Annotated in this window: 23 protein-coding genes; 13 read left to right on the top strand and 10 right to left on the bottom strand. The window is 68.3% G+C overall.

Annotated elements, in window-relative coordinates:
* Positions 1 to 70 precede the first annotated feature (70 nt).
* The 3 genes from GQS65_RS06355 (at position 71) to GQS65_RS06345 (ending at position 1,845) form a co-directional block, all read left to right on the top strand.
* Positions 71 to 949, top strand: coding sequence for an alpha/beta hydrolase (locus GQS65_RS06355; protein ID WP_158203830.1), 879 nt, complete (start codon positions 71 to 73; stop codon positions 947 to 949).
* A 100-nt stretch (positions 950 to 1,049) separates the two neighbouring features.
* Positions 1,050 to 1,610, top strand: coding sequence for a 5' nucleotidase, NT5C type (locus GQS65_RS06350; protein WP_158203829.1), 561 nt, complete (start codon positions 1,050 to 1,052; stop codon positions 1,608 to 1,610).
* A 70-nt stretch (positions 1,611 to 1,680) separates the two neighbouring features.
* Complete coding sequence (locus tag GQS65_RS06345; RefSeq protein ID WP_158203828.1) at positions 1,681 to 1,845, top strand: hypothetical protein; 165 nt, start codon at positions 1,681 to 1,683, stop codon at positions 1,843 to 1,845.
* A gap of 4 nt (positions 1,846 to 1,849) precedes the next feature.
* On the opposite strand, the gene GQS65_RS06340 is transcribed toward GQS65_RS06345, so the two are convergent.
* Together GQS65_RS06340 and GQS65_RS06335 are read right to left on the bottom strand one after the other, a co-directional pair.
* A complete protein-coding gene (locus GQS65_RS06340; protein WP_158203827.1) occupies positions 1,850 to 3,445 on the bottom strand; it encodes a hypothetical protein in 1,596 nt (531 codons plus the stop codon).
* Positions 3,442 to 4,218, bottom strand: coding sequence for an ATP-binding cassette domain-containing protein (locus tag GQS65_RS06335; RefSeq protein ID WP_368279894.1), 777 nt, complete (start codon positions 4,216 to 4,218; stop codon positions 3,442 to 3,444). The genes GQS65_RS06340 and GQS65_RS06335 overlap by 4 nt, the downstream gene beginning before the upstream one ends.
* A 144-nt stretch (positions 4,219 to 4,362) precedes the next feature.
* Between GQS65_RS06335 and GQS65_RS06330 the strand changes: the two genes are divergently transcribed.
* Entirely contained in the window at positions 4,363 to 4,767 is a 405-nt protein-coding gene (locus GQS65_RS06330; RefSeq protein ID WP_158203826.1) for an acyl-CoA thioesterase, read from the top strand.
* Between the two features lie 21 nt (positions 4,768 to 4,788).
* Here GQS65_RS06330 and GQS65_RS06325 read toward each other — a convergent pair whose 3' ends face one another.
* On the bottom strand, positions 4,789 to 7,359 hold the full coding sequence (locus tag GQS65_RS06325; protein WP_158203825.1) for an ATP-dependent DNA helicase: 2,571 nt from the start codon (positions 7,357 to 7,359) through the stop codon (positions 4,789 to 4,791).
* A 122-nt stretch (positions 7,360 to 7,481) separates the two neighbouring features.
* On the opposite strand from GQS65_RS06325, the gene GQS65_RS06320 reads away from it, so the two are divergent.
* Positions 7,482 to 7,925 (top strand): ester cyclase, encoded by a 444-nt coding sequence (locus GQS65_RS06320; protein WP_158203824.1) that lies wholly within the window; start codon positions 7,482 to 7,484, stop codon positions 7,923 to 7,925.
* Positions 7,926 to 7,943: 18 nt separating this feature from the next.
* Here GQS65_RS06320 and GQS65_RS06315 read toward each other — a convergent pair whose 3' ends face one another.
* Positions 7,944 to 8,558: a cyclase family protein gene (locus GQS65_RS06315; protein ID WP_158203823.1), complete on the bottom strand. Its 615-nt coding sequence runs from the start codon at positions 8,556 to 8,558 to the stop codon at positions 7,944 to 7,946.
* A 173-nt stretch (positions 8,559 to 8,731) separates the two neighbouring features.
* Here GQS65_RS06315 and GQS65_RS06310 point away from each other — a divergent pair, with 173 nt between their 5' ends.
* From GQS65_RS06310 to GQS65_RS06285, 6 genes are all read left to right on the top strand, one after another.
* Complete coding sequence (locus GQS65_RS06310; RefSeq protein ID WP_233265051.1) at positions 8,732 to 10,330, top strand: succinic semialdehyde dehydrogenase; 1,599 nt, start codon at positions 8,732 to 8,734, stop codon at positions 10,328 to 10,330.
* A gap of 19 nt (positions 10,331 to 10,349) precedes the next feature.
* Positions 10,350 to 11,147: a DUF7537 family lipoprotein gene (locus tag GQS65_RS06305; protein ID WP_158203822.1), complete on the top strand. Its 798-nt coding sequence runs from the start codon at positions 10,350 to 10,352 to the stop codon at positions 11,145 to 11,147.
* Between the two features lie 53 nt (positions 11,148 to 11,200).
* Complete coding sequence (locus GQS65_RS06300) at positions 11,201 to 12,001, top strand: DUF7537 family lipoprotein (protein WP_158203821.1); 801 nt, start codon at positions 11,201 to 11,203, stop codon at positions 11,999 to 12,001.
* 80 nt (positions 12,002 to 12,081) lie between these two features.
* Positions 12,082 to 13,431 carry a ribonuclease H-like domain-containing protein gene (locus GQS65_RS06295; RefSeq protein ID WP_158203820.1) on the top strand — a complete coding sequence of 450 codons (1,350 nt, stop codon included), beginning with the start codon at positions 12,082 to 12,084 and terminating at the stop codon, positions 13,429 to 13,431.
* A 19-nt stretch (positions 13,432 to 13,450) separates the two neighbouring features.
* Positions 13,451 to 15,787: a DEAD/DEAH box helicase gene (locus tag GQS65_RS06290; RefSeq protein WP_158203819.1), complete on the top strand. Its 2,337-nt coding sequence runs from the start codon at positions 13,451 to 13,453 to the stop codon at positions 15,785 to 15,787.
* Between the two features lie 66 nt (positions 15,788 to 15,853).
* Positions 15,854 to 16,945, top strand: coding sequence for a phosphotransferase family protein (locus GQS65_RS06285; RefSeq protein ID WP_158203818.1), 1,092 nt, complete (start codon positions 15,854 to 15,856; stop codon positions 16,943 to 16,945).
* A 9-nt stretch (positions 16,946 to 16,954) separates the two neighbouring features.
* Here GQS65_RS06285 and GQS65_RS06280 read toward each other — a convergent pair whose 3' ends face one another.
* On the bottom strand, positions 16,955 to 17,821 hold the full coding sequence (locus GQS65_RS06280; RefSeq protein WP_158203817.1) for an EamA family transporter: 867 nt from the start codon (positions 17,819 to 17,821) through the stop codon (positions 16,955 to 16,957).
* Positions 17,822 to 17,964: 143 nt separating this feature from the next.
* Between GQS65_RS06280 and GQS65_RS06275 the strand changes: the two genes are divergently transcribed.
* Both GQS65_RS06275 and GQS65_RS06270 read left to right on the top strand, forming a co-directional pair.
* Complete coding sequence (locus tag GQS65_RS06275) at positions 17,965 to 18,222, top strand: hypothetical protein (protein WP_158203816.1); 258 nt, start codon at positions 17,965 to 17,967, stop codon at positions 18,220 to 18,222.
* Between the two features lie 30 nt (positions 18,223 to 18,252).
* Positions 18,253 to 18,513, top strand: a complete 261-nt coding sequence (locus tag GQS65_RS06270; RefSeq protein WP_158203815.1) for a hypothetical protein — start codon at positions 18,253 to 18,255, stop codon at positions 18,511 to 18,513.
* A 213-nt stretch (positions 18,514 to 18,726) separates the two neighbouring features.
* On the opposite strand, the gene GQS65_RS06265 is transcribed toward GQS65_RS06270, so the two are convergent.
* The 5 genes from GQS65_RS06265 to GQS65_RS06245 form a co-directional block, all read right to left on the bottom strand.
* Complete coding sequence (locus GQS65_RS06265; RefSeq protein ID WP_158203814.1) at positions 18,727 to 19,155, bottom strand: DUF7539 family protein; 429 nt, start codon at positions 19,153 to 19,155, stop codon at positions 18,727 to 18,729.
* Positions 19,156 to 19,688: 533 nt separating this feature from the next.
* Positions 19,689 to 21,497: an SLC13 family permease gene (locus tag GQS65_RS06260; RefSeq protein ID WP_158203862.1), complete on the bottom strand. Its 1,809-nt coding sequence runs from the start codon at positions 21,495 to 21,497 to the stop codon at positions 19,689 to 19,691.
* Positions 21,498 to 21,935: 438 nt separating this feature from the next.
* Positions 21,936 to 22,319 (bottom strand): DUF7344 domain-containing protein, encoded by a 384-nt coding sequence (locus GQS65_RS06255; protein WP_158203813.1) that lies wholly within the window; start codon positions 22,317 to 22,319, stop codon positions 21,936 to 21,938.
* Between the two features lie 526 nt (positions 22,320 to 22,845).
* The gene (locus GQS65_RS06250; RefSeq protein ID WP_158203812.1) at positions 22,846 to 23,922 is read right to left on the bottom strand and encodes an archaeosine biosynthesis radical SAM protein RaSEA; all 1,077 of its coding nucleotides are present in this window, start codon (positions 23,920 to 23,922) and stop codon (positions 22,846 to 22,848) included.
* A 47-nt stretch (positions 23,923 to 23,969) separates the two neighbouring features.
* Entirely contained in the window at positions 23,970 to 24,410 is a 441-nt protein-coding gene (locus GQS65_RS06245; protein ID WP_158203811.1) for a VanZ family protein, read from the bottom strand.
* Between the last annotated feature and the right edge of the window lie 23 nt (positions 24,411 to 24,433).

The following is a 24,433-nucleotide window of genomic DNA, read 5'->3' as shown; positions in this document are numbered from 1 at the left end:
CCGGTAACTACCGATGGCATTATCACGAACGTTGGAAACACTTATCCTCGGGACGGATGTTGGTGAGTCAATGTCCGACGACAGCTGGTCACGACGACGGTTCCTCACGACGACTGGTGCGGCGGGGCTCGGTCTCGCGGGCCTCAGCGGGACGGCGACGGCCGGCGGGAAGGGCGACGGTGGCAAGACCGCACCGAGTGACTTCCCGCGGGTGACGACCCGTGGCCACTTCGACATCACGTGGTACGGGTCGGTCGTCCTCGAAGACGGCTACTCGGCGACCGACTACGACACGGCAGGCGACTTCTCGGGCGTCTTCGGCCGGGACGAACTGCTCGTGTTCGCCCACGGCTGGCTCAACGACGACCAGGGTGGTCTCGACACCGCGTACACGGGCGTGACGAACCTCGGACTCGAAGGCTACGACTATCCGGGCATCGGTTTCAGCTACGACTCCGACACCTGGGTGACGAGCTGGTGGGCCGCGACCGAAATCGCCGAGCGCAACGGGCGGAAACTCGCCGCGTTCACCCGCGACGTTCGCCAGCAGTACCCGAACACGACGGTCCGGTACGTCGCTCACTCGCTGGGCGCGCGAGTGGTACTGGAGGCAGCCAAGACCCTCGACGCGTGGGGGATGCGTGACGCGCTCGGGTCGGTGAGCCTGCTCGGCGGCGCGGCGGACAACGACAGCGTGGCGACCGACGGCGAGTACGGCCCCGCCATCGAGCGGTCGGTCGGGTCGTTCTCGAACTTCTGGAAGTCCGACGACAGCGTCCTGAACGGTCTCTACTCGACGGCCGAGTTCGACTCCGCCGTCGGCGAGGAGGGCTGTGAGGGCACGCCGCCCGCGAACTACGAGGACGTCAACGTCGACTACGTCCCCGACCACTTCTCGTACTACTACGAGGAGGAGGGCTGTCTGGCCGACGTGGTTCCGCGACTCTGAACGTGCGGCCGCCGCGACGGGGCGCTGTGACACGACGGGCACCGTCCACGCCACGGACGGACACCGACGAGTACTTTTTCGCCACGGCCTGCCTTCGGGCATGAACCTCCCCGACGGAGCGCGTATCCTCGTCGACGTCGACGGGACGCTCTGTGACAACATGCCGCGACTCGTCGAGTACGTCGACGCCGAACACGGCGTGACGCTCGACCCCGCCGCCGTCGACGAGTGGCAGTACCACGTCCCGGCCGTCGACCAGCACGTCGGCGAACTCATCGACGCCGCGATGGCCGACCGGACCGAGTGGTTCCTGCTCGGGATGGACCCGCTCCCCGGCGCGGCCCGCGGGATGGAGCGCCTCCGTGACGCGGGCTACGAGGTCCACATCGCCACCCACCGCCCCGCCGACACCCACGACGTGACCCGCGAGTGGCTGGACGACCACGACATCCCCTACGACGGCTACGAACACGACGTCCCCCGCAACAAAGGCGACCTGGAGGGCCACGCACTCGTCGACGACTACCATCGCAACGTCGGGAACGCACTGGCGGCCGGGAAGGCGGGCGCGCTGTTCCGCCAACCGTACAGCGACCCGACGGCGTGTGAGGGTGCGCTCGTCGTGGACTCGTGGGACGGGTTCGTCGAGCGCGTCGTCTGAGAGCGAGTCGGACGTAGCCGCGGGCGAACCCGTCGAAACAGCTTTCTTTCCGGGCTCGGTTCGTCGTACGATGACCGTCGAGAGGGCCGCTGCGTACTGGATTCTCGGGTGGGGAGCGGTCGGGACGTTCCTGCTGGCGCTGGTCGCCTTCTTCAGCGCACCGACCGCCGGACTGTTCCTGTTCACCGGGCTGGTCGTCGTGGGCTTCGCGTACTACTACCGGAACTACTGGTGAGCCCTCACCCCAGGTAGTAGTCGTCGAACGACCGGACGGCGAAGACGTACCCCACGGTCGCCGCGAGACCGGCGAGCACTACCGTCGCCACCAGTCCGCCGGCGACGACCACACTCTCGCCGTAGTTCGTCGCGTCGACGACGATACCACGGGTCAACGGGGTGCTGACGAGTGAGACCGGGACGCCCGAGATGGAGAGGACGAGCGAGTAGAGCGCGAACGCGAAGAGACTCGGGGCCGTCGTCTCGACACCGCGGAACACCTCCACCGACTCCATACGCGGGAACAGGACGCCCGCGCCGACGGCGATGCCCGTCGCGGCGACGGGGAGGACGACGGCGGTCAACGCGACGCTCGCCAGCGCGAGCGTCCCGAGGCCGGAGAGCACCCCGGTGACGACGGCGAGGACGAGCGTGATGGGGACGCCGATGGCGACGCCGGCGAGACAGAGTCCGCCGACGAACGTCGACCCGGCGACGGGTGTCGTCAGGGTGACGGGCAACACCGGGCCCTCGTCGCCGATGGGGTTGAGCGAGAACGCCGCGCCCGCCGCCCAGGCACCGTAGAACGCCAGCAGCGGCGGGAGTGCGGTCGGAACCTCGCCCGAGACGACCGCCCCCTGGACGAACGGGAACAGGAGGAACAGCGGGTAGACGACGTAGACGAGTCGGATCGGACCGCGGCGGGCACGAATCCACGACTTGCGAGCGATACGCGCCATCGGTCGGGAGACCCCCGCGAGCGACCCCATCTGTGACGGTTCGCGCTCCTCCTCCTCGGGCTGGACGGGCGAGGTGTACCACAGCAACGCGGCCAGCCAACTCGCCAGCCAACCGAGGACGGGGAGTGCGACGACGCCCACGACGACCGCACCGAGCGCCGACAGCGGGTCGGCACCGACGCCCTGGCCGAACAGCGCGAGGTCGGCGAACCAGCCGAGCGGCGACGACCCGAGTGCGTCGACGACCGGGAAGATGGCCGACCCCGCCTGTTGGCTGCTGATGCCGACGAAGTAGAGCAAGAACAGCAGGATGCCGATGGCCGTCTTGTAGCGGGCGAGGAACTCCGACCGGGCGACGAGGTTCCGGAGACCGAGTCCGACGACGAACCCGAGCAGCGTGCCGAGCACCGAGAGGACGACGAGCGCCACGAACACCAGCGGGAACGCGGCAGGCTGGCCGGACCCGACGGCGAACGCGACGGGGACGCCCACCGACGGGACACCGACGAGGACGGCGACGATGGCCAGTTCCGAGAGGAGGATGCCACCGACGGCCTCACGGTGAGAGACGGTCGTGAGCAACCCGTCGGCGATGGTCAACGACCCCGACGTCTGGACGACGCGCAGGGTGACGACGAGCGTGACGAACAGCGGGACCACGGCGGCCGCGAGGCGGGCCGTCGAGATGGGGTCGGTGATGGTCCCGCTGGCGATGCCCTGACCGACGACGAACGCGACCGCGATGCTTCCGAGCAGTGGAATCGCGCCGAACAGGGCGGCGACGGCCAGCGCGACGATCTGGGTCGGCCGGTCGGTCGTCTTGCGGACCCGGTGGGTCAACTCCATCCGTGCGACGAGGACCGCGTGCCCGACGCTCATCGGGACTCGGTGTGTGCCGCCTGCTCCGGGAGGTCGGCCTCCTGTGTCACTTCGAGGAACACGTCCTCCAGCGACCGCTCGTCGCCCGTCTCCGCACGCTGTTTCAGCTTCTGTGGCGGTCCCTCCGCGACGAGGTCACCGTTGAACAGCACGCCGACGGTGTCGGCGAGTTCGTCGACGACCGGGAGGATGTGCGTCGAGAGGAAGACGGTCGTCTCCTCCGCGGCGAGGTCCGAGATGACCTCGCGGACGGTCCGGGCCGCCCGTGGGTCCAGCCCCGAGGTCGGTTCGTCGAGGAAGACCACGCGTGGCCGGTGGAGGATGGCCTGGATGATGCCCGCCTTCTGCTTCATGCCCTTCGAGTACGTCGAGACGCGCTTGTCGGCGTCCTCGTCGAGGTCGAACCGGGCGAGCAGGTCGTCGATGCGCCGGGTCGCCTCGTCGTCCGGGAGGTCACGCAGACCGGCGACGTACTGCAACTGCTCCCGCCCGGTGAGTTCGGGGTACAGCGGCGGCGTCTCGGGGAGGTAGCCGATGCGCTCGCGCACCGTGTCGCGGTCGGTGATGGGGACGCCGTCGATGGCCGCTTCGCCGCCGGAGGGTCGCAGGAGGGTCGCCAGCATTCGGATGGTCGTCGTCTTTCCGGCCCCGTTCGGCCCCAGAAAGCCGTAGACGGAGCCCTGACGGACCGCGAGGTCGAGACGCTCGACGGCCACCTCGCTGCCGTAGCGTTTCGAGAGATCGGTCGATTCGATAGCGAACGGGGATGACACGAGTGGAGTCTGCGTGTCCACGTATAAAATACTGCACGAGTGTTCTCTCGGTTCGAACACGCAGGACCGCCGACACGACGGTCAGACCCGTCGTCGACGGCAGACCACAACCGCCTTGCCCGTCGCCCGCACCACTCCGAGCGAATGGACGACTTCGCACACGAGACGGGCATCCAGGTCCGGTATCGTGACCTCGACACGCTCTCGCACGTCAACAACGCCGTCTACGCGTCGTACCTCGAACAGGCCCGCTCGGAGTACTTCGAGGCCGTCGCCGACCTGGACATCGGCGGTGGCGAGATGGTCATCGCTCGCCTCGAAATCGACTACCGTGCACCCGTCGAGATGGAGGACCGCGAGGTGAGCGTCGGGACGAGCATCGTCGAGTTGGGCGGGTCGAGTCTGACGATGGACCAGCGCATCGTGGCCGACGGCGCGGTGGCGGCGGAGGCGACCTGCGTCATCGTCGCCATCGGCGAGGACGGCGGCGCTCGGGCCCTCCCCGAGTCGTGGCGCGAGGCCATCGAGTCGTTCGAGGACGGGAACTGAGCGGTCTCGTCGCGCTCCTCGCTACCTGCTCGTCCAGAACTGTTCGAGCGCCAGGTCCAACATGTCGGGACTGACGGCGCTGAACTCCTCGCGTTCGGTCTCGCCGAGTACGTGGTGGACCGACCGCGGCGCGTCCCGGAGATACCGGCGGTCGAACAGGAGGCGGACCCCTACCTCGTCGGGGCCACGAATCACGCGCCCGAACGCCTGTCGGGACTTCCGGACGGCGGGCACCTGCACGGCGGTGTCGAAGCCGCTCCCCTGCTCGAACTCGCGGTCGTAGGCGTTCATCACCGCGCCCATCCTCGGCGTGGACGTGTTGGCGTAGGGGACGCCCACCACGACGACGCAGTGCAGGCGTTCGCCGTGGTAGTCGACGCCCTCGGTGACGGTCCCGCGAGCGCTCGTCACGAGCACCCGATGGCTGTCGTCGTCCTGGAAGAACCGGCCGAGCATCGCGTCGGTCTCCGAGGACTCCGTCGAGCGGTCCCTGAGGACCGGTTTCTCGATGCGCTCGCGGAGGTACTCGACCGCCCACTCCGCCTCGCGGTAGGAGGGCATGCAGACCAGCACGTTGCCGTGCGAGCGGGCGGCGGTGACGAGCGCACTGGCGTACCCCTGTCGCGTTCGGGTCATCTCCTCGTACTCCGTCACCGGCGGGCCGCGATTCCGGTAGGTGAACGCCGGGAGGTCGAGCACCCACGACGCGCGGTTCTCGGGCGGGAACCCGAGGCCGTAGGTGGCGTCCTCGACCCGTCGCGGCTGGCGCTCTTCGGCCTCGCTCCCCTCGCCGAGCAGTTCGAGGCCGCTGACCCGCTCGAAGACGTCGAACGGTTCGAGCGTCGCGCTCATCAGGACGCCCCCCGCCAGGTCGTCGAGGACGCGAGCGAGGGGGTCCCGCGGGATGCAGTTGAACAGCACGAGCGAGGCGTTGAACGCCCCCGCCCACTCCGGGAGGGTGGTGTCGGTGACGGCCTTCTCGGAGTACTCCAGTTCGAGTTCGCGGAAGTAGGTGCCGTGGTCGAGGATGCCCCACTGGTGGACGAACCGGCCGACGGTCGGGGCCGTCGGCGTCCGCTCGGTCTGCCCGTCGTTCTCGTGGACCTGTCCGGCGACGTAGCAGGCGTCGCGGACGCGGGTCCAGACGTCGTCGGGGAACTCCGAGAGCGCACGGTCGGTGAAGCGGTCGGTCTCGACCGACTCGGGGTCTCTGAGCGGTATCTCGTGGTCGGCCTCGGGGAGCGACCCTTCGGCGAACTGCCGGGACCAGTCGCCGAACTCCTCGTCGAGGAACGCGCTCACCTCGTCGTCGACGGTGGCGGCCGCCCACTCCAGCACCGACTGGGTGAACGCTAACTCGCGTTCGTCGACGCTGTCGAACTCCGCGAGCGTCTGGCGAGCGTGGCGCTGGTGGGCACCCGAGTCCGCCCCCGGTTCGCCACCGTTGCCCGAGAGGTACTCCCGAGCGAGCGCCAAATCGCGGTGGGCGGTCCGGAGCGCGTGGAGCGAACAGGTCTCGGAGAGCAGGTCACGGACGCGCTCTTCGAGCATGTGGGCCTCGTCGACGACGAGGAGGGTGTCGCCGTCGAGTACGCCGGCCTTCTCGGCGGTGAGTTGGCGCGTGATAGGGTCGAACGCGTGGTTGTAGTTGCCGACGAGCACGTCGGCTTCGGGCATCAACGCCGCGAGACACTCGTGGGGGCAGGTCCCGCGACGGACCGCGGCCGCCACGAGCGCCTCGGGGTCCAGCACGTTGTGCTCGCCGGCCGAGAAGTCGACGCCGGGCCAGCCCTCGTCGGCGAGGAACCGTGCGAAGAAGGGGTCGAAGTAGCCCGCCTCCCCCGCCGGCAGTTCCTCGGCCTCGTAGATGTCCAGCACGTCCCGCGAGTGGGGCGGTTCGGCGGGGTACGGCGCGGTCACACCGGCGGTCTCCAGCGGGTCGCCGCCCATCGACTCGACGAGCGAGCAGAGCGCCTCGGCGCGCACGGGGTCGTACCACGGGGCCTCTTCGTCGCGTTCCTCGCGGTGGTCGGGACAGCGCGTCTCGGCGTACGACAGCGTGTCGCAGTCGCTCGCGGCACAGACGTCGATGCGGCCGTCGAGCGCGCCGGGCGAGACGTCGAGCGCCTGCGTCGACTCGCGGTGGACGAGACTCACCGTCGTCTCTCTGAGGTCGCTCGCGGCGTCGTGGGTCCCCTGCTCGCCGGGCAGTGCGTCGGTCCGGGCGTAGGGGAGCAGGTCGCGTTTGCCGACGACGACGAGGCCGTCGACGGGGGCGGCGTCCTCGCCGGAGCGCCCGGCGTTGATGGCCCGGACCTCGGCGAGGAACTGCTTGAGTTGCTGTTTGACGGGCGTGACGGCGAACACCCGTTCGCCGACGTCCTCCTCGATAGCCTGGAGGCCCGCGGCCAGCGCGATGAGCGTCTTGCCGGTGCCACAGGCCCCTTCGAGTGCGAGAAAGCCCCCGTCGCGCATCGCGTCCAGCGCACGCTCGACACCGTCCGCTTGCTGAGGATACGGGTCGAACGGGAACCAGTCGGCCCACCTCGCGTCGAGCGAGTCACGGGCGACGGTTCGGGGGGAGTCGGTCACGTCGGGGAGTGGCCCCTCCTCGGTGATAAAGCGTCGGAACCGGGGCGGTGGCCGTCGCCCGCGACCGCCCGAGGAGCTATTTCGTCCCCGGCCCAAGGACAGGCTGTCGGGAGGACCTGCCAATGCCACAGATAGAGGATTTCACCGTCAAGGAGCTGGTTCGCTACGAGATTACCGAACTGTTCGAGCGTGGGAACGTCGACGTGGTCGACGAACTCTACGCCGACGGCGTCCGAGTCGGTATCCGCCGGACGGGGTCGGACGAACCGATCGCCAGTCGGCGGGACATCAGAGCGCTGTTCGGGGAGTGGCACGAGGCGTTCCCCGACCTCAACGTCGACATCAACAGCGAGGTGATAGAGGACGACACCGTCGTCGCCCACGTCACGCTGTACGGCACTCACGAGGGCGAGTTCCGGGGCATCGACCCGACCGGCAACCGCATCAGCGTCGACATGTTCCACCAGCGACGGGTGCGCGACGGGGAGATAGTGGAGGCGGTGTCGATGGTCGAGATGGGCGAACTGCTCCGACAGCTCGACGTCGAGTTGCCACTGCAGGTCTGAGCGCTGGCGACTGGCGACTCACTCGACTTCGGCGACGACGCGGGCGGGCGCACCGTCGGCGTCGCCGAGCGGGAGCGGGTAGGCGTGGACCGTGAACCGGTCGGGCAGTTCGGCGAGGCCACGGACGTTCTCGATGACGAGGCAGTCCTCGCGGAACAGTTCGTGGTGGGCCATCAGGTCGCCACCCACCGGGTCGACGCTGGGGCCGTCGACGGCGACGTCGACACCACGGTCGGCGCAGACGCTCGCACACTCCGGGGAGAGATACGGGTGTTCGAAGTAGGAGATGTCGCCCCAGTGTTGGCTCCACCCGGTGTCGAAGACGTAGAGTTCGGCGTCGTCTCGCGGCGGGAGCGCGTCGGGACCGATCGCCTCCTCGGACTCGACGTCACAGCGGACGAGTCGGGCGTCGTAGCGGAACCGTTCGACGGGGAACGCGTCGAGGGACTTCCCGTCCGGTTCGACGTGGACCGGGGCGTCGACGTGCGTCCCGGAGTGGGTGCTGAGGCCGAACGCGGTGAGGCTGAACCCCTCCTCTTCGTGGGTCGCGTTCGGATACGTCTCGACGACCGGGTCACCCGGATACGTCGGCATGCCCGGTTCGATGGGGTGTGAGAGGTCGTGAAGGGTCATGAGGGTGGAGGGGAGTCGACGGGGCGGTCGGCGAGAGCCCCACCGAGCGGGACGTCGTCACTGCCTCCCGACCGACGCGTCGTCGCTCGACACTGGTCTCCCAATGACTGTCCAGCGACAAATAAGCATCCCTCCGGCGGCAACGGTATGCGGGTCGCGGCCCCACTGTGTGCATGGCCGACCTCGACAGCACCCTTCGTGGTACGTCGACCGAACTCGACCGTCTCACGACGCTCGTCACCACCGACGACGGCGAGCGGGACAGCCTCGTCGTCGAAGCACCGTTCACCGCCGAACCGCTCGGGACCGTCCCGGCGTGTACCCCCGACGACGTGGACCTCGCCCTCCGTCGCGCACGGGTCGCACAGCGAGAGTGGAACGACCGGTCGTTCGAGGAACGGGCCGCCATCGTCGAACGGTTCGGCGGCCTCGTCTGGGACCACCGCGAGGAACTGCTCGACCTGCTCCAACTCGAAGGCGGAAAGGCCCGTCGTACCGGCGTCGAGGAACTGCTCGACGTCGTCTCCCACTGCGAGTACTACGGCGACGCCGAGTCGATGCTCGCCGCCGAGCGTCGGGAGGGGGCGCTCGGCCTGCTCTCGCCGACGCAGGTGAACTACCACCCGCGGGGCGTCGTCGGCATCGTCTCGCCGTGGAACTACCCGCTGACGCTCTCGGTGTCGGACGCCATCCCCGCGCTGCTGGCGGGCAACAGCGTCGTCCTGAAACCCGACGAGCACACGCCGTTCGTCGCGCTGCGGGTCGTCGAACTGCTCCACGAGGCGGGCCTCCCGGCCGACGTCTGCCAGGTCGTCACCGGCGAGGGGTCGACCGTCGGAGAACCGCTCGTCGCCGGCAGCGACTACGTGGGCTTCACCGGCGGCCACGAGACGGGGAGAGTCGTCGCCGAGCAGGCCGGTCGGAACCTCGTCCCGTGTTCGCTCGAACTCGGCGGGAAGAACCCGATGCTCGTCCTCGACGATGCCGACCTCGGCGTGGCGGTGACGGGAGCGCTCGCCGGCTGTTTCGCCAACGCCGGCCAGCTCTGTGTCGCCCCCGAGCGCATCTACGTTCACGACTCGCTGTACGACGAGTTCGTCGAGCGACTCGTCGTCGCCACCGAGGCGCTCGTGCTCGGCACCGACGCGGACCTCGATACGGACGTCGGGTCGCTCGCCTCGGCCGAACAGCTCGACCGTGTGCGGGCGCACGTCGAGGACGCTCGCGAGCAGGGCGCGACCGTCCAGACCGGCGGCGAGCACCGCCCCGACGTCGGCCCGTATGTGTTCGAGCCGACCGTCCTGACCGACGTGACCGACGGGATGGACTGCTTCCGCGAGGAGACGTTCGGGCCGGTCGTCGCCGTCTATCCCGTCGGCTCCGAGCGCGAAGCCATCGAGCGAGCCAACGATACGGAGTACGGCCTCAACGCCTGCGTCTTCACGCGGAACCACGAGCGCGGGCGGCGGGTGGCCGAGCAGATCGAGGCCGGCACGGTCAGCGTCAACGACCCGTACATCGCAACGCTCGGAGCGACCGATGCCCCGATGGGCGGGAGGAAGCAGTCCGGACTGGGCCGTCGTCACGGCCCCGAAGGTGTCCGGAAGTTCACCGACGCCCAGACCGTCGCCGTCTCGCGTCTCGGCCCCATCGCCCCCCCCGTCGTGGCTCCCCGGCGAGTGGTACACGACCGCACTCTCGGCCGTCGTGAAGCTCCGGCGACGGTTCTGAACCGCACGACCGGCCACGGACCGGAACCGTTTTCGACGTGAGCGGTCGACCGACGAGTAGATGAGAACGTCCTCCATCGGAGCGGTGCTGCTGTGTCTCGTCGTCCTCGCCGGCTGTTCGGCCGTCCCCGGCGTCGGCGGGGGAGAGCCGTACACCGCACCCGACGAACCGCTCAACACGACCCAACTGCAGGCAGACCACACCGCGAACGTCGAGGCTGCGGACTCGCTGACCTACGCGCTGAACGCGACGACCACCGTCAGTGCCGACGGAAACGAGAGTTTCCGGAGTGCGACCGTACTCGACGCTCGTGTCGACGTCGCCGAGGACGTCGCACGGTACGACGTCCGGACCGACGGGTCGTTCCTCGGCACGGCGCAGACGACGAACGCTTCGGTCTACGTCGTCGACGGGACGGCGTACCTCCGGCAGTCGGCGGGCGACGAGACCCGCTACCGGACGGCCGAGGCCAACGACACGACCAGCGTCGTCCGGACGGCGACGCTCGACGACCAGTGGACGTTCCTCTCGGGCGTGAACTGGACGCAGAACGGCACCGTGGACGGAGACGGCGAGACGCTGACGCGCTACACCGCCAACGGTAGCGAGCGTCTCGACCGCTCGGCGTTCGGCGGACAGCAGGGTGGGGCCGCCGCCGACGCCGTGACGTCGTTCGAGGCGACGATGCTCGTCACGAGCGGCGGGACGGTCCGGTCGGTGACCTACCGCTACACCATCGACCTCGACGGGCGAACGCAGACCGCACGGGTGACGGCGGACGTCTCCGACCTGAACGGGACGAGCGTCGAGGAGCCGTCGTGGCTCGACGCCGCACGGAACGGGTCGACGACCGACTGAACCGGCCGCACCTCGAAACCGTTTTACAGGACGCTTCTAACACGTAGCTCGGAATGTCACGGATAACGATGCTCGTCTGTGGGCTCCTCGTCGTCCTCGCGGGGTGCGCTGCCCTGCCCGACGACGCGCCGGCCGCCGACCCGTACACCGGGCCGAACGAGTCGCTCGACACGGTGGCGCTGCTGACCGACCACACCGAACGCGTCGAGGCGGCCGACTCGTCGACGTTCGCCGCGACCCACGAGTACACCGTCGTCGTCGGTCCGGTCGACCGCACGCGAACGACGACGGTCCGGTTCGAGCGCGACGACCGGACCGACGAGTCGTGGTTCGAGGCGCGATACACCGACTCCGGCCGGGACGCCGCGACGACACAGCAGGCGTACCGCACCGCCGACCGGACCGTGGGTCGCTACGACACCTCCCGCGAGACGGTGTACGTCGGTGGGGTCGAGGCCGAACGGTATCTCCCGGCGCGGTTCGAGACGGTCCACGCGGTGTCCGAGCAACCCGAGTTCTCGCCGGTGGCGGCGACCGACTGGACGTTCGACGGCGTCGTGACGCGGGACGGCGAGTCGCTCACCCGCTACACCGCCAGCGGGACCGACCGTCTCGACCGCTCGACGGCCAACGTCACCGACGGCCGCGACCACCTCCACGCCTACGAGGCGACGCTGCTGGTGACCGGCGAGGGCGTCATCCGCGAACTGCTCTACACCTACCGCTACACGCCCTGGGACGCCACCGACGCGACGATGACGGAGACGGTTCGGCTCCGCACCACGGGGCTGAACGGGACGAGCGTCGACGAGCCGTCGTGGCTCGGCGAGGCGAACGAGCGGGCGACGGCCTGAGACGAGTCACGGAAGAACCACGACCCGGAGACTCCCACCGGTCGCGCGTTTCTTGTGCGTTCGACGCCTCGACACGGTAGATGCCTCGCTCGGCGACCGTGCTGGTGTTGCCCTCGGGACTCGCGGGTCGACTCGCACCCCCCGAACTCGCGGACCTCCACGCGCACGCCGCCCCCGACGCGGTACTCGTCCCACAGCAGGTGTACGCGCCGGGCCGGTTCCGACCGCCCGAGAGCGACGTGCCGATTCTCACGCCGGAGGGCGACGTGACCGACCTCGGCGGCATCGGTCTCGCCGTCTGTGACTCGCTGGAGCACGTCCACACACTCGACCGGGACGACGCGACGTATCTGGCGTCGAACCTGCTGACCGTCGAGACGGACCCGATGGCACTCGATACGCGACTCGCGGGGGCGGCGGCGTACCGCGAAGCGCTGGGCGAGCGGGAGGGCCTCGTCCACCTCGCAACGGGCGTCCCCGCCGACTACCGACGAGCGTGGAGCGGCCTCGACGTGCAGGGCGTCGCGCCCGTCGAGACGCAGGGCGCGCCGGCCGTGCCCGTCCTCTCGCTCCACGACGACGGCACCGTCGCCGTCGAGGCAGTCAGGACCGACAGGCTGGGCCTGCGTGCGCTCTCGGGCGTCGGTGAGCGCCGCGCGACGACGCTGGCCCGCGCGGGCTACGACCGGGCGACACTCGCCGAGACGCCGGCTCACGAACTCGCCACGCTGGAGGGGTTCGGCCGGTCGAGCGCACGGACGGCCGTTCGGTCCGCCAGAGCGCTCGAAGCCGGTACGGTGTTGCGGACCGGCGACGCACCGCTCCCGGCCGACCCCGTCTTCCTCGACATCGAGACCGACGGCCTGCGACCGAGCGTCGTCTGGCAGGTCGGCGTCCTCCATCGAGGGGAGTACCGGTCGTTTCTCGCCCGTAATCCCGACGACGCCCCCGCGATGCTCGGTGCGTTCCTCGATTGGCTCTCGGGTAGCGAGGGGACGCTCGTCGCGTGGAACGGGTGGGGGTTCGACTTCCCCGTGCTCGACGAGCACGTGAGCCAGCACCGGTCGGCCCGCGGTGACGTCTGGCGACGCCAGTCGAAGTGTGACCTGCTCCAGTGGGCACGCGACGAGGGCAACGCCGTGTTACCGGGTCGGACCAACGAACTCGAAGCGGTCGCGGGGGCGCTGGGTTACGAGGGCCACGACACCGGTCTCACCGGCGCGGAGACGGCCCGCCGGTACCGCGCGTGGATGGACGGCGGTCCCGAACCGGACTGGGAGCGTCACCGCGCGTACTGCGAGGACGACGTGCGGATGCTCGCAGACGTCTTCGAGGCCGTCGCCGCCACCGACCGCGTGGAGACGAGCATCGCCGAACGAACGAGCGACGACTCGGGCGACACCCGCCAGGGGTCGCTCTCGGAGTTCTGAGACCCATGCAGGAACCACGATGAACGCCGACCGACTGCGTGCCACGTTCCCCGACTACGCCGGCCAACTGCACGACGTGTTCGTCGAGGCGGCCCGCGAGGCGGTGACCGTCCCCGCGGGCGACGTCCTCCCGCCGGGACTCGCCGAACACCTCCCACACGACCTCTACAGCCATCAGGCGACGGCGCTTGACGCGCTCGCTCGCGGCGAGGACGTCTGCGTGACGACGAGCACCGCCAGCGGGAAGACGCTCGTCTACGCGCTCGAAGTCGCGCGCCAGCACCTCCGGAACCCCGAGTCGACCGCACTCCTGTTGTGCCCGACGAAGGCGCTCTCCCGCGACCAGCAGCGTGCGCTGACGGAGCTCTACGACACGCTGGGACTGGACCTCTCGGTACGGGTCTACGACGGCGACACCACGAGCGAGGCGAAACGCGACATCCGCCGGACGGCGGACGTGGTCGTCACGAACTTCTCGGGGGGCAACGCCTACCTGCCCCAGCACAGCCAGTGGGCACGCCTGTTCGGGAACTGTGCGACGCTCGCCGTCGACGAGGCCCACGCCTACTCCGGCGTCCACGGCATGCACGTCGCGTGGGTCCTGCGCCGTCTGCGACGGGTGCTCGCCCACTACGACGCCGACCCGCGTCTCGTGCTCACCTCGGCGACCATCGGCAACCCCGCCGAACACGCGCGGAACCTCGTCGACACCGACGTGACCGTCGTGGACGACGACGGCGCTCCTCGGGGGAGACGCGAAATCGCGTTCTGGCGGCCCCCGGGCGAGGGCGAGGCCCGCCGGTCGGCGAGCGCGGAGGCCGCCGACCTGCTGGCACACCTCGGCACCGGTGGGGCGCAGACGCTCGCGTTCGTCGGGTCCCGCCGGATGACGGAGTTGAACCGCGAGCGAGCGAAGGAGGCCGCGACACGACACAACATGGGCCGGCTACGCGTCGAGTCGTACAACGCTGGCCACACGAAACGCGACCGCAGAGCGACCGAGCAGGGCCTCGAAGACGGGTCGCTCGACGCGGTGGTCAGCACGTCGGCGCTCGAACTCGGCATCGACGTGGGTGGCATCGAGGCGACGCTGTTGACGGGCTATCCGGGGAGCAGGCAGTCGTTCTGGCAACAGCTCGGCCGGTCGGGACGCGGCACGGGCGACGCCCTCTCGGTGCTCGTCGGGCGGCGTGACGCCATCGACAGCTACGTCTTCGCCAATCCGGGCTACGTGCTGGGTGACGAGGTCATCGAGGACGCCGTCGTTGACCGCTCGAACAACGCCGTCTTCGCGCGTCACCTGCTCTGTGCGGCCCACGAGCTACCTCTGACCCACGACGACGAGCGCTGGTTCGGCGAGCGTCTGGCTCCCGCGGTGGAGATGTGGCGGAAGGCTGGCTACCTGACGGGAACCCTCGACGCCGGCGTCGTCTACGACCGCAGAGACCGGCCACAGAGCCAGGTGTCGATGTACGCCAGCGGCGGCGACGAGTTCGTGATTCGGACGCCCGACGACGTCGAGGCGGAACTCGAACCCGTCGGCAGGGCGCGCGCGTACCGCGAGTTCCACCCCGGTGCGGTGACGCTGCATCGCGGCCAGCAGTTCGAGGTGGTCGGCTTCGAGGAGGAGGACCATCAGCCCAGAATCGACCTCGAACCGGTCGACGTGGACTACTACACCCAGACGAACCACGCGACGCGCATCGGGACCCTCGACAGCGAACGCTCCCGCGCGTTCGGCGACTACACGCTCCACTGGGGGACGGCGGACGTGACGGTCCACTACGACACCTACACACGCAAGTCCGTCTCGACGGGCGAGAGTCTCGGCGCACCGCAGCCGACGGGGCTCTCGCCGCTGTCGATGCGGACCCAGGCGCTCTGGCTGGCCGTCCCCGAGTCCGAACGCGCCCGCCTCGGCCAGCGTCACGGCGTCGACTCTCCCGACGTCGCGTTTCAGGGTGCCCAGCACGCCGCCGAACACGGGATGATAACGCTCGCCCCCCTCGAATGTACGCTCGACAAGTCGAACCTCGGAGGGCTCTCCGCGCTCTCCCACCCCGAACTCGACTCGCCGGGAATCTTCGTCTACGACGGCGTCGAGGGCGGACTGGGCTTCTCGCGGAAGCTCTACGACTGCTTCGAGCGCGTGGCGGCGAACACGCGAACCGTCGTCGACGCGTGTGGCTGTGACGGCACCGAGGGCTGTCCGGGCTGTGTGATGGACTCGCAGTGTGGGTCGGGCAACAGCCCGCTCCACACCGACGGCGCGGTCGACCTGCTCGGGACGGTGCTGGGCGGGGTCGAAGACGACGGCGCGGTGACCGGGGACGTCACCGACGCCGCCGACGGCTGACTCGGTGTGTGTCGCCCTCACGGTCCACCACGGGCACTTTTCAGGGCGCGCTCGCTCTGCGGAGCTATGACCTGGTCCAGTCCCTCCGTCGACGCCGACGCCCTCCGTACCACTCTCTCCGACGCGCTCGGCGAACCGGTCACCGACACGGCGATCCTCGGCGACGGCCTCAACCTCGTCGTCGCGGTCACGACCGTCGGTGAGCGCCCACGGTACGTCCTCAGACGACCGAACAAGCTGCGCCACACCGCGCTGTTCACCGACCTTCGGACGGAGTACGCGGTCCTCGACCGACTCGAACCGACCGCGATACCCGCCCCGGAACCGGTCCTGTTCCGTGACGACGAGTCGATGCTCGGCGACGCGTTCGTCGTGACGACGTACCTCGACGGCGAGACGGTCCAGCGAGGCGACCCCCTCCCCGAGCGGTTCCGGACCGCGGCAGGCCGCGAGGCGCTCGCCGACGGACTCGTGGAGACGCTCGCGGCGATTCACGCGGTCGACACCGGCCCGTTCGAGTCGGTCTGTGACCGTCAGTCCGCGTCGCGTCAGGTCGCACACGCCGTCGACCGCCTCGACGCGGTGCGCGACGTGACCGACCGCGAGTTCCCGACGCTCCGCGAGGTGGCCGGATGGCTCGACGAACACGCGCCCGCCCACTCGGAGACGACGCTCGTCCACGGCGACTTCCGGCCGGGCAACGTCCTGTTCTCGGGGGACGACCGCCCGACCGTGACGGGCGTCGTCGACTGGGAGACGGCGATGCTCGGCGACCCGCTGACAGAACTGGGCTACCTGCTGCTCGACTGGCGGGACGGCGAGGACCCACGACTCCCGCTCGGGGACCTAGAAGCGCGCTATCCCGACGCGGACCTGACGGTCGTCCACGAGATGAACGACCACGGGTTGAGTCCCTTCACCACCGACCCCGGCAGTCCGACCCGGCGAGAAGTGGTCGCTCACTACGAGTCACTGACGGGGCGAACGTTCGACCACGAACGGTTCTACCGGGCACTCGCCGCGTTCGTGATGGGCGTCGTGTGGGCCGACCTGCACCGGTTCCGTGTCGAGACAGGGGCGGCGTCGGACTTCGAGCCGATGGTCGAGTACGTGGGCCTGCTGGCGAGCGCCATCGCCGACGGCGACGTGCCGCTCTGAGTCAGCCGCCTACCCCAGTGCGACGAACGCCACGCCGACGACGGTGAGCACGCCCGCGCCGAGGCGCTGGGCGAACGACCCCTCGTTCAGGACGAGACCACCGAGCAGGACGGCGACGACGGCCTGCGCGTTGACGATGGAGGAGGCGACGCTCGCGGGCAGTTCTGCGAACCCGAGTGCCATCAGGTGGTCGCCGAGCGCGACGACCGCACCGACGAGGAACAACACCGGTCGCGTGCGGCGTGGCAGTTGGCCGTACTGGCGAACACCGAGCGGGGCAGCGACGAGTGCGACACCGACGAGCGACACCCAGACGACGAGTTCGGGAGCCAGCGAGAGTTCCTGGAGGAGCAGACGCTTGCCGGCGTCGACGAGCGCGAAGGCGGCCGCGCTCGCCAGCGCCAACTGTGCGGGCCGGTACGAGAGCGCCCGGCGGAACGGGTCGATGAGGCTCCCGGACTCGTAGTTCGCGGCGTAGACGCCCACCGTCGCCAGCACGACGCCACCGGCCTGGAGCGCCGACACGCCGGCCGCCTCGAAGTAGAGCAGTTCCAGCGGAAGGACGAACAGCGGGACGAGTTTCCCGAGGGGCGTCACGTACGAGACGTCGCCACGGCGCAACGCTTCGAGGATGGCCGCGACGGCCAGCCCCGTGAGCGCGGCGACGGCCAGCAGCGCCGCGAGCGAGGTGACCGGTACCGTCCTCAGGTCCTGCAGGTGGGGGGCGGCCACCGGGAAGTACCAGACGACGGCTCCCACCTCGACGACCAGCAGGTACGCCATCGCCGGGTAGTCGCCGAAGAAGTGCTTGTAGCCGGCGAGATAGCAGCCGTAGAGAAGCGCGGCGGCGAGCGCCGCGAGCAGTCCGACGTTCACGGTCGAACCCGGCGGCGCGTGCGGATAGGTGGGTCGGTTCGCCCGCCGACCGGCAGTCGGTGTCGCCGCGCGAGCGACGACGGGTGACCGACCGGTCGCGCCCGAACCGTGGGGTTCAGGACGGTCCGTTCCGTACACCGACCATGACCGAACGGCACGGCGCACACGACGCCACGGACGGCGACGCGGAGTCGAGTGGGCTCTCCGAGCGGGCGAAGGTGGGCCTCGCACTCGCCGCGTTCGGCGTCGTCGTCCCCGGCGTGCTGGATTTCTTCCTCACTCGTGCGGGTGCACCGGGGCTCGGCGTCATCGTCTGGACCGTCGGTTTCGGGTCGGCCGTCGTCGCACTGTGGTACGTGGTACTCCGACCGCTCGACATCGGAGCAGAGACGGAAGGTTGAAAGTCAGAGTCGTCCGATGAAGGAGTAACGATGTTCGCGCTCCCGCTCCAGGTCATCGACTCATTCCTGCAGCAGTACCACATGGGGCAGGTCTTCCTCGCACTGTTCGTCGTGGGACTCCTCGGGACGCTGCCGCTGAAGAGCAAACTCGTCACCGGACTCCACATCATCACGTTCGGCCTGCTGTTCGTCCTGACACCGCTCTCGCTGATGGCCAGCGAGTTCATCTGGCGGTTCCTCGGCATCGCGCTCATCTTCGTCGGCCCGATGCTCATCGTCGTCGGTGAGTAGGGGCTACGACCGTTCGACCTTTTACGCACGCGCCGGGGTCGCTGCGCGCGTCGGCGGAGCCGTTCTGGTTACCTCACGGGATGCGCCGTGTTTCGTGAACACCCCGCTCACTCGCTACGCTCGTTCGCGGTGCAGCCGACGAGCGAACCGGTGAACTGTCACCGTCCCGATGGTCGTCCAGCGCGGCCCGAGCACGATCGACGAGCGAGTCGGTTAGCGACGTGCTTGGCGGACGAACTCGTCGAGGTCCGCTTCGACGAGTGTCGCAACCCGTTCGCTGTATCGCCAGAGCGCTTCGTTGAGTCGCTCTTCGGTCTCGTCGTCGAGTCCCTCCCGTCCGCGGAGGACAGAGTCTTCGGTGATCTGTGGGTGGTAGACACAGACCACCCCGAGAGCGGTATCCGAACTCGAGGTACCAGCCGTGTGGATTCCGTACTGATCAGTCCCCCAGACACCATCACCGCCGTTACGCTCCAGTTCGGAGTCGACCGCGTCGAGTAGTCGGCGTTCCCCATCGGTGAGAATCGGGTGGTCACCTTCGAACAGTTCTGTGTATGCCTCGCTCCGAGCGTTTCTCGTCCACTGGGCCAACTGGGACCGCGCACGGAGGACGAGTTGGCGCTCGTCTGGAAACTCTGCCATAGTGCCAGAACGCTGCGTAGGTCAATCAACGTTCGTACGGTAATCGGGACGAGGACTGCAACGACGGCAGTTCCATCACTCCTCCCGACTGTTCGGCCCCAGTCGACAGAACGAGCGATTGCACAGGACACCGAGAGTGCCAAGAGACCTCGTTCGGCGTGTAGAACGCCCCCGTTCACTAACGCTCCAACGTCGACCTCTCGATCATACACGTCGGGCACCCACCGCTCAGTATGGCAACAATCGTCTACTAGGACGTGGACGGCACGGTCTCCGAGGAGGTCGACGACCAACTGGACTATCGAGAAAGCCACTGGCAGGGTCCACACGGCGGCGACGAGTACACGTACGTCCCGAGAGAGCGAGTGCATCTGGTGACGATGGAACGACCCGCAGTTCGTACTGGAGCGATGAAACGGACGACGAGAACACAGTGCGTTCATACTCGAGACGACTTCGGACGTGTCAGACGGAACCGCCCTGACGCAGCGTTGTCTCTGGGCTGTCACGGTGACCGAGCTCTGACTCCTGCCTCACGCGCCGAGACCCCAGAAGAACGCGATGCCGAGGACCGTGACGATCGACAGCAGGAACTGTAAGGGGGCACCGACACGGAGGAAATCCGAGAACCGATAGCCACCAGGGCCGTAGACGAACAGGTTCGTCTGATAGCCGACGGGCGTCATGAACGCCGTTGAGGCGGCGAACGTCACGGCGAGGACGAACGCGAACGCGCTCGCATCGATGGACTGGGCGGCACTCGCCGCGACGGGAATCATCAACACGACGCTCGCGTTGTTACTGATGACGCTCGTCAACAGCCCTGTCGCGAGATAGAACACCCAGAGGACGCCGATCACTGGTAAGAACGCCGCTGTCGAGGCGACGGCATCCCCGAGCAGTGCCGCAGCGCCCGTCTGCTGGAGCGCGATTCCGAGCGGGATGACGCCAGCGAGGAGGAAGATGACGTTCCACTCGACCGACGAGTAGAGTTCGGTCGGTTTCAGGACACCGGTGAAGACCATCGCAACGACCCCTGCCAGTGCGGAGACGACGATCGGCAGGATGTTCAGCGCCGGGAGTGCGACGACGCCGACGATGATCGCCACTGCGAACGGGATCTTCTCGTCCCGGTATGTCACCTCGTCGAACTCGTGAGCGACGATGAAGTCCTCGTTCTCGACGAGTCGGGTGAGACTGTCGGGTGGGGCCTGCACCAGGAGTGTGTCACCGACCCGGATACGGATGTCCTCGAATCGGTCCCGGACGACGTCCCCGCGGGTCCGGAAGGCGAGAACGTTCGCGTCGTAGCGCTGCCGGAACGTCGAGCTCGTGAGGGTCTCGCCGACCAGGAACGACCCCGAGGGGATGACGACCTCGACGAGGACCGGCTCCTCTTCGCCCGGATGGAGGTCGTCTTCGGACCGGGGGCTGCCCGACAGGCTGAGCCCCTCGGCGTCGATGATTCGCTCGAGTGTCTCCCGGTTCGTCCTGAGTCGGAGCGTGTCGCTCTCGCGGATCTCCTTGCGTGCGAGTGGGTCCGAGAAGCGCTCACCGTAGCGAATCAGCTGTAACACGTCGATGTCGAGGTCGTCGTCGCCGAGTGCCTCTCCGACGGTCTGTCCGATGAGCGACGAGTTCGCGGGGACGCTGACGTCAGCGAGGTACTCTTGAAGCGCGTACTCCTCGACGAGGTCCTCGTCGGCGGCGATCCGTCTGGGGAGGAGTCGAACGCCGATCGTCATCAGATAGAGGCTCCCCACCGCGAAGACGACGACACCGAGTTGGGTGAACTCGAACATGCCGAACGCCTGGAGGTCGAGATCCGGTGACTCCGCTCCGAGCTGGGCTGCGATATCGCTCGCGAGGATGTTCGTCGAGGTGCCGATGAGCGTCAGCGTCCCGCCGAGCATCGAGGCGAACGAGAGCGGCATGAGCAGCTTCGACGGTGAGGTCTTCCCGTTGTGTGCCAGGTCGTTGATGACCGGGACGAGAATCGCGACGACCGGCGTGTTGTTGATGAGTCCCGAGACGGGGCCGGTGATACCGATGGTCGCTGCGAGTTGCTTGTGCCGATTGCTGCCGGCGAACGCGGCCATCTTCCTGCCGAGTCGTTGGACGATGCCGGTCCGGTTGATGCCCGTACTCAGAATGAGCATCGCTAGCACGGTGATGGTCGCTGGGCTCGCGAACCCCGAGATACCCTCCTGGGCGGAGATCTGCGTCCACGGTTCGAGCAGCATCAACAGCACCATCACGAGGATGGCGGTGACGTCGATAGGGAACCACTCGGTCGCGAACAACACGAGTGCGACGAGAACGAGGACGAAGACGACGAGCATGTCGACCGTCACCGCCGAGGCCAGATCCTGGACTGCCAACGGAGCAAGAAAAGAGGACATAGTGTACGAAGACGCTTACAGGGCAAAAGGACTGGTACCGGCTGCCGGCGTCGGAGTCCGTCGTCGAAAAGCAGAAACCACAACTATGGCTCGTGATCCGTTGCCCACGAGGACAAAATCGCGATTACGGTCGTGGTTCTCGGCATTACAGCGTGGTACACAACGACAGAGTACGCTAATAGCGGGACGTTGGAACTCGTGGCGCTGTTTGGTGTCGGCATCGTTTCTAACGCTGCCCTATCGGGTCCGGCGTTACTCGCGAGGGGGAGTGATGGACTCACGCTCTCTGCCCGACGAGACCGGCAAACGCTGCGAAGCCGGTTTCGAGTCGGTAGGGTGACCCGTCTGTCGGCGTCGTCCCGCGAGTCTACCTCGTAGTCAGCTCGGACTGGTCGACGCGGCGGACCCGTCGAGTGGGCTCTGTAGGCCTAGCATCGAATCGAGGTGCGAGCCGAGCGTAGAGAGCTGAGGCCCCGGTGTGACCGTCCGTTCGTCGGCGTCGAACACGACGACGTCGGCGGCGGCGAGCCGCGGAATCGCGCTGTGGTACAGTCTCGTCGCAACCCGTTCGGTGTGTCTCTTCTCGTCGGTGTGTTCGGGAGGCGCGGCGGTGTCGAGTCGAACGAGGTGCCCCGCGAGTTCGTCGAGGCTGTACGTCGCTTCGGTCTCCAGCAGGAACGTGACGACCTGTCGACGAAGTTCCGTTCGGAGCAGGTCGGTCGTTTTGGCATCGGAGACGTTCAGCGGTCTGTGTCTCATCATCTGTACGAGAGGATGTGTTCGGGCATATCGAGTCTACCAAACCAGTTAGGTGAACGGCTCGGTACCGAGAGTGTCGGCCACGGAGGCTGCGTAGACGCTCGGACAACTGGCCGGACGAGTGCGTCGAAATCAGGCCACTCACGGGGCGTGACCCCGGTTCACGACGGGAAAGGTTATCTTCGAGACGGACCTACCTGCCGTGACTCGTCCACTCGCGTTGCATCGATTCGACGTGACGGGTTCGGCCGGGGCCTCCATGCAGAACCGACTCATCATCAGCTGTACTCACTGTGGGACCGTCTACGCCGGCCGAGTCCGGACGAATGGAACGATATACCCTCCGACGGCGTCGAAGGGGTGTCGATGTGGCAACGAGTCGTTCGTGGCCGTCGACCCGGACTCGGTGGGGAGTTGAGACGCCACTCGTCGTCTCGTAGCCACCGGTCGACCCGCGTTCCCCGTTTCGGGCCGAATCGGCTACCGCTCCCGTGAGAGGACCGAACCGAGACCACCGGCGGGCGGAGATTTAGCGCGTCAGTGGCATCCCGAAGCTCTTCTCTCGCTCGACGACCGCTTCCCACGTCGTCTCACAGTCACAGGACACCTGCCCGAAGACGCTCGGGTCCTGCCGCAGGTCGAAGTCCTTGATGGCGCGCTGGACCCGGTCGTCGCAGTCGCCGCAGTTGTGCGGGCCGCGGTCGGAGCCGTGGCCGACGGGGTCGGAGACGACGAGAGCGTCGACGTCGGCGGTGTCTTCGAGGACCGCACGGACCGACCAGAGCCACGGCGGGCGGTAGCCCCCGGCGCGGTGGAGTTCCTCGACCATCGTGTACGACTGGACGTTGGTCGGGTTCATCGAGACGGTGTGACAGCCGTCGACCGCCGCACAGCGTCGCACCGAGCGCTTCATGTCCTCGACGGCCTCGGCCTCGGTGAGGAACGGCGGCTTCAACAGCAGGTACGCCTTGACGCCCGCGTCTGCGGCTTCTGCTTCGGCACAGGCGTCTTCGAAGTCCGCGAAGTCGAAGTACTTGTTCACGCAGTCGTGGCGCACGCGGTCGGTGGCCGTCTCCAGACCGATGGCGACGTCCGTCTCGATACCGCGGTCGGTGAAGTCCGCGAGGCGCTCGCGTTCGACGAAGTCGGGGAGCGATTCGAGCACCATCCGCTCGCGGTCGGCGAACGTCTCGGCGACGGCGTCGCGCGTCTCGGCGGGCACTTCGCGCTCGTCGAGGAAACTGCCGGAGGTGTATATCTTCACGAGGTCGGCCGGTTCGTCCGCGCGGTCCGCTTCGTGGTCCAGACAGTACTGGACCTGTGCCATCAGGTCCTCGTGGGCGACGGTGCCGCCGTCGACGCTCTCGGCGACGTAGCCACACATCGTACAGCCACCGGCACGCGCCCAGCGACAGCCACCGGTGTTGAGGATGATGGTCAGCGAGGTGCGCACTCCACCGGGGGTGTTGTCCTCGTCCAGCCAGACGCGGGTGGGTTCGCGGGGGTCGTAGCTGCGGTCGTTGCGCGAGCGGACCTCGCGCATCACGGCGTTGTGGGCGTCCATCCCGCGGCCCTCCTCGTAGACCTCGGGGTCGGGCGTACTCATTGGGCGGGCGTAGCCGACGGGCGGGTAAAGCGCCTTCGTCTCGGGGGTCAGTCGTCGGTGGCGGGCCGTAGCGGGACGACCGAGACACGGCGACCGACCAGTACCCACGCGACGACGGCGACGAGCGCACCGGTCCCGTTGGCGGCCATGTCGGTGACGTCGAACGAGCGGGCGGGCACCGCCGACTGGACCAGTTCGATACCGACGCCGTAGGCGACGACGACGGCGACGACGGCGAGGAGCGTCGACGGTCGTCTCACGTCGGTCCTCGCGGCCAGCGCGTAGGTCGTGACGGCCGCGAGCGTACCGTAGGCCGCGGCGTGAACCCACTTGTCGAGGCCGAACACGCCGAGCGGACCGAGCGCACGGGTTACCTCGCCCGCACTGCCGGGGTCGACCACCGACGCGAGGAGGATACCGGCCGCGACGACGGCGACGCCGACGGCGCGGGTCCGCGGGTCCGACAGGAGCGACCGAATGGAGGTCATACGCTCGCCAGCGCTCGGACCGG

It is taken from the genome of Halomarina oriensis, assembly GCF_009791395.1.
Lineage (GTDB): Archaea > Halobacteriota > Halobacteria > Halobacteriales > Haloarculaceae > Halomarina > Halomarina oriensis.
Note: the sequence above shows the minus strand (reverse complement) of the source record. Positions and strands in the feature narration are given on the sequence as shown.

Excerpts from the sequence above, each read along its gene's own strand:
- GQS65_RS06260 (WP_158203862.1), bottom strand. The coding sequence starts at position 21,497 with ATGCTCGTCGTCTTCGTCCTCGTTCTCGTCGCACTCGTGTTGTTCGCG.
- GQS65_RS06275 (WP_158203816.1), top strand. The coding sequence starts at position 17,965 with ATGACCGAACGGCACGGCGCACACGACGCCACGGACGGCGACGCGGAG.
- GQS65_RS06285 (WP_158203818.1), top strand. The coding sequence starts at position 15,854 with ATGACCTGGTCCAGTCCCTCCGTCGACGCCGACGCCCTCCGTACCACT.
- GQS65_RS06270 (WP_158203815.1), top strand. The coding sequence starts at position 18,253 with ATGTTCGCGCTCCCGCTCCAGGTCATCGACTCATTCCTGCAGCAGTAC.
- GQS65_RS06315 (WP_158203823.1), bottom strand. The coding sequence starts at position 8,558 with ATGACCCTTCACGACCTCTCACACCCCATCGAACCGGGCATGCCGACG.
- GQS65_RS06310 (WP_233265051.1), top strand. The coding sequence starts at position 8,732 with ATGGCCGACCTCGACAGCACCCTTCGTGGTACGTCGACCGAACTCGAC.
- GQS65_RS06320 (WP_158203824.1), top strand. The coding sequence starts at position 7,482 with ATGCCACAGATAGAGGATTTCACCGTCAAGGAGCTGGTTCGCTACGAG.
- GQS65_RS06345 (WP_158203828.1), top strand. The coding sequence starts at position 1,681 with ATGACCGTCGAGAGGGCCGCTGCGTACTGGATTCTCGGGTGGGGAGCG.
- GQS65_RS06355 (WP_158203830.1), top strand. The coding sequence starts at position 71 with ATGTCCGACGACAGCTGGTCACGACGACGGTTCCTCACGACGACTGGT.
- GQS65_RS06330 (WP_158203826.1), top strand. The coding sequence starts at position 4,363 with ATGGACGACTTCGCACACGAGACGGGCATCCAGGTCCGGTATCGTGAC.
- GQS65_RS06305 (WP_158203822.1), top strand. The coding sequence starts at position 10,350 with ATGAGAACGTCCTCCATCGGAGCGGTGCTGCTGTGTCTCGTCGTCCTC.
- GQS65_RS06255 (WP_158203813.1), bottom strand. The coding sequence starts at position 22,319 with ATGATGAGACACAGACCGCTGAACGTCTCCGATGCCAAAACGACCGAC.
- GQS65_RS06245 (WP_158203811.1), bottom strand. The coding sequence starts at position 24,410 with ATGACCTCCATTCGGTCGCTCCTGTCGGACCCGCGGACCCGCGCCGTC.
- GQS65_RS06340 (WP_158203827.1), bottom strand. The coding sequence starts at position 3,445 with ATGAGCGTCGGGCACGCGGTCCTCGTCGCACGGATGGAGTTGACCCAC.
- GQS65_RS06300 (WP_158203821.1), top strand. The coding sequence starts at position 11,201 with ATGTCACGGATAACGATGCTCGTCTGTGGGCTCCTCGTCGTCCTCGCG.
- GQS65_RS06290 (WP_158203819.1), top strand. The coding sequence starts at position 13,451 with ATGAACGCCGACCGACTGCGTGCCACGTTCCCCGACTACGCCGGCCAA.
- GQS65_RS06295 (WP_158203820.1), top strand. The coding sequence starts at position 12,082 with ATGCCTCGCTCGGCGACCGTGCTGGTGTTGCCCTCGGGACTCGCGGGT.
- GQS65_RS06250 (WP_158203812.1), bottom strand. The coding sequence starts at position 23,922 with ATGAGTACGCCCGACCCCGAGGTCTACGAGGAGGGCCGCGGGATGGAC.
- GQS65_RS06265 (WP_158203814.1), bottom strand. The coding sequence starts at position 19,155 with ATGGCAGAGTTTCCAGACGAGCGCCAACTCGTCCTCCGTGCGCGGTCC.
- GQS65_RS06350 (WP_158203829.1), top strand. The coding sequence starts at position 1,050 with ATGAACCTCCCCGACGGAGCGCGTATCCTCGTCGACGTCGACGGGACG.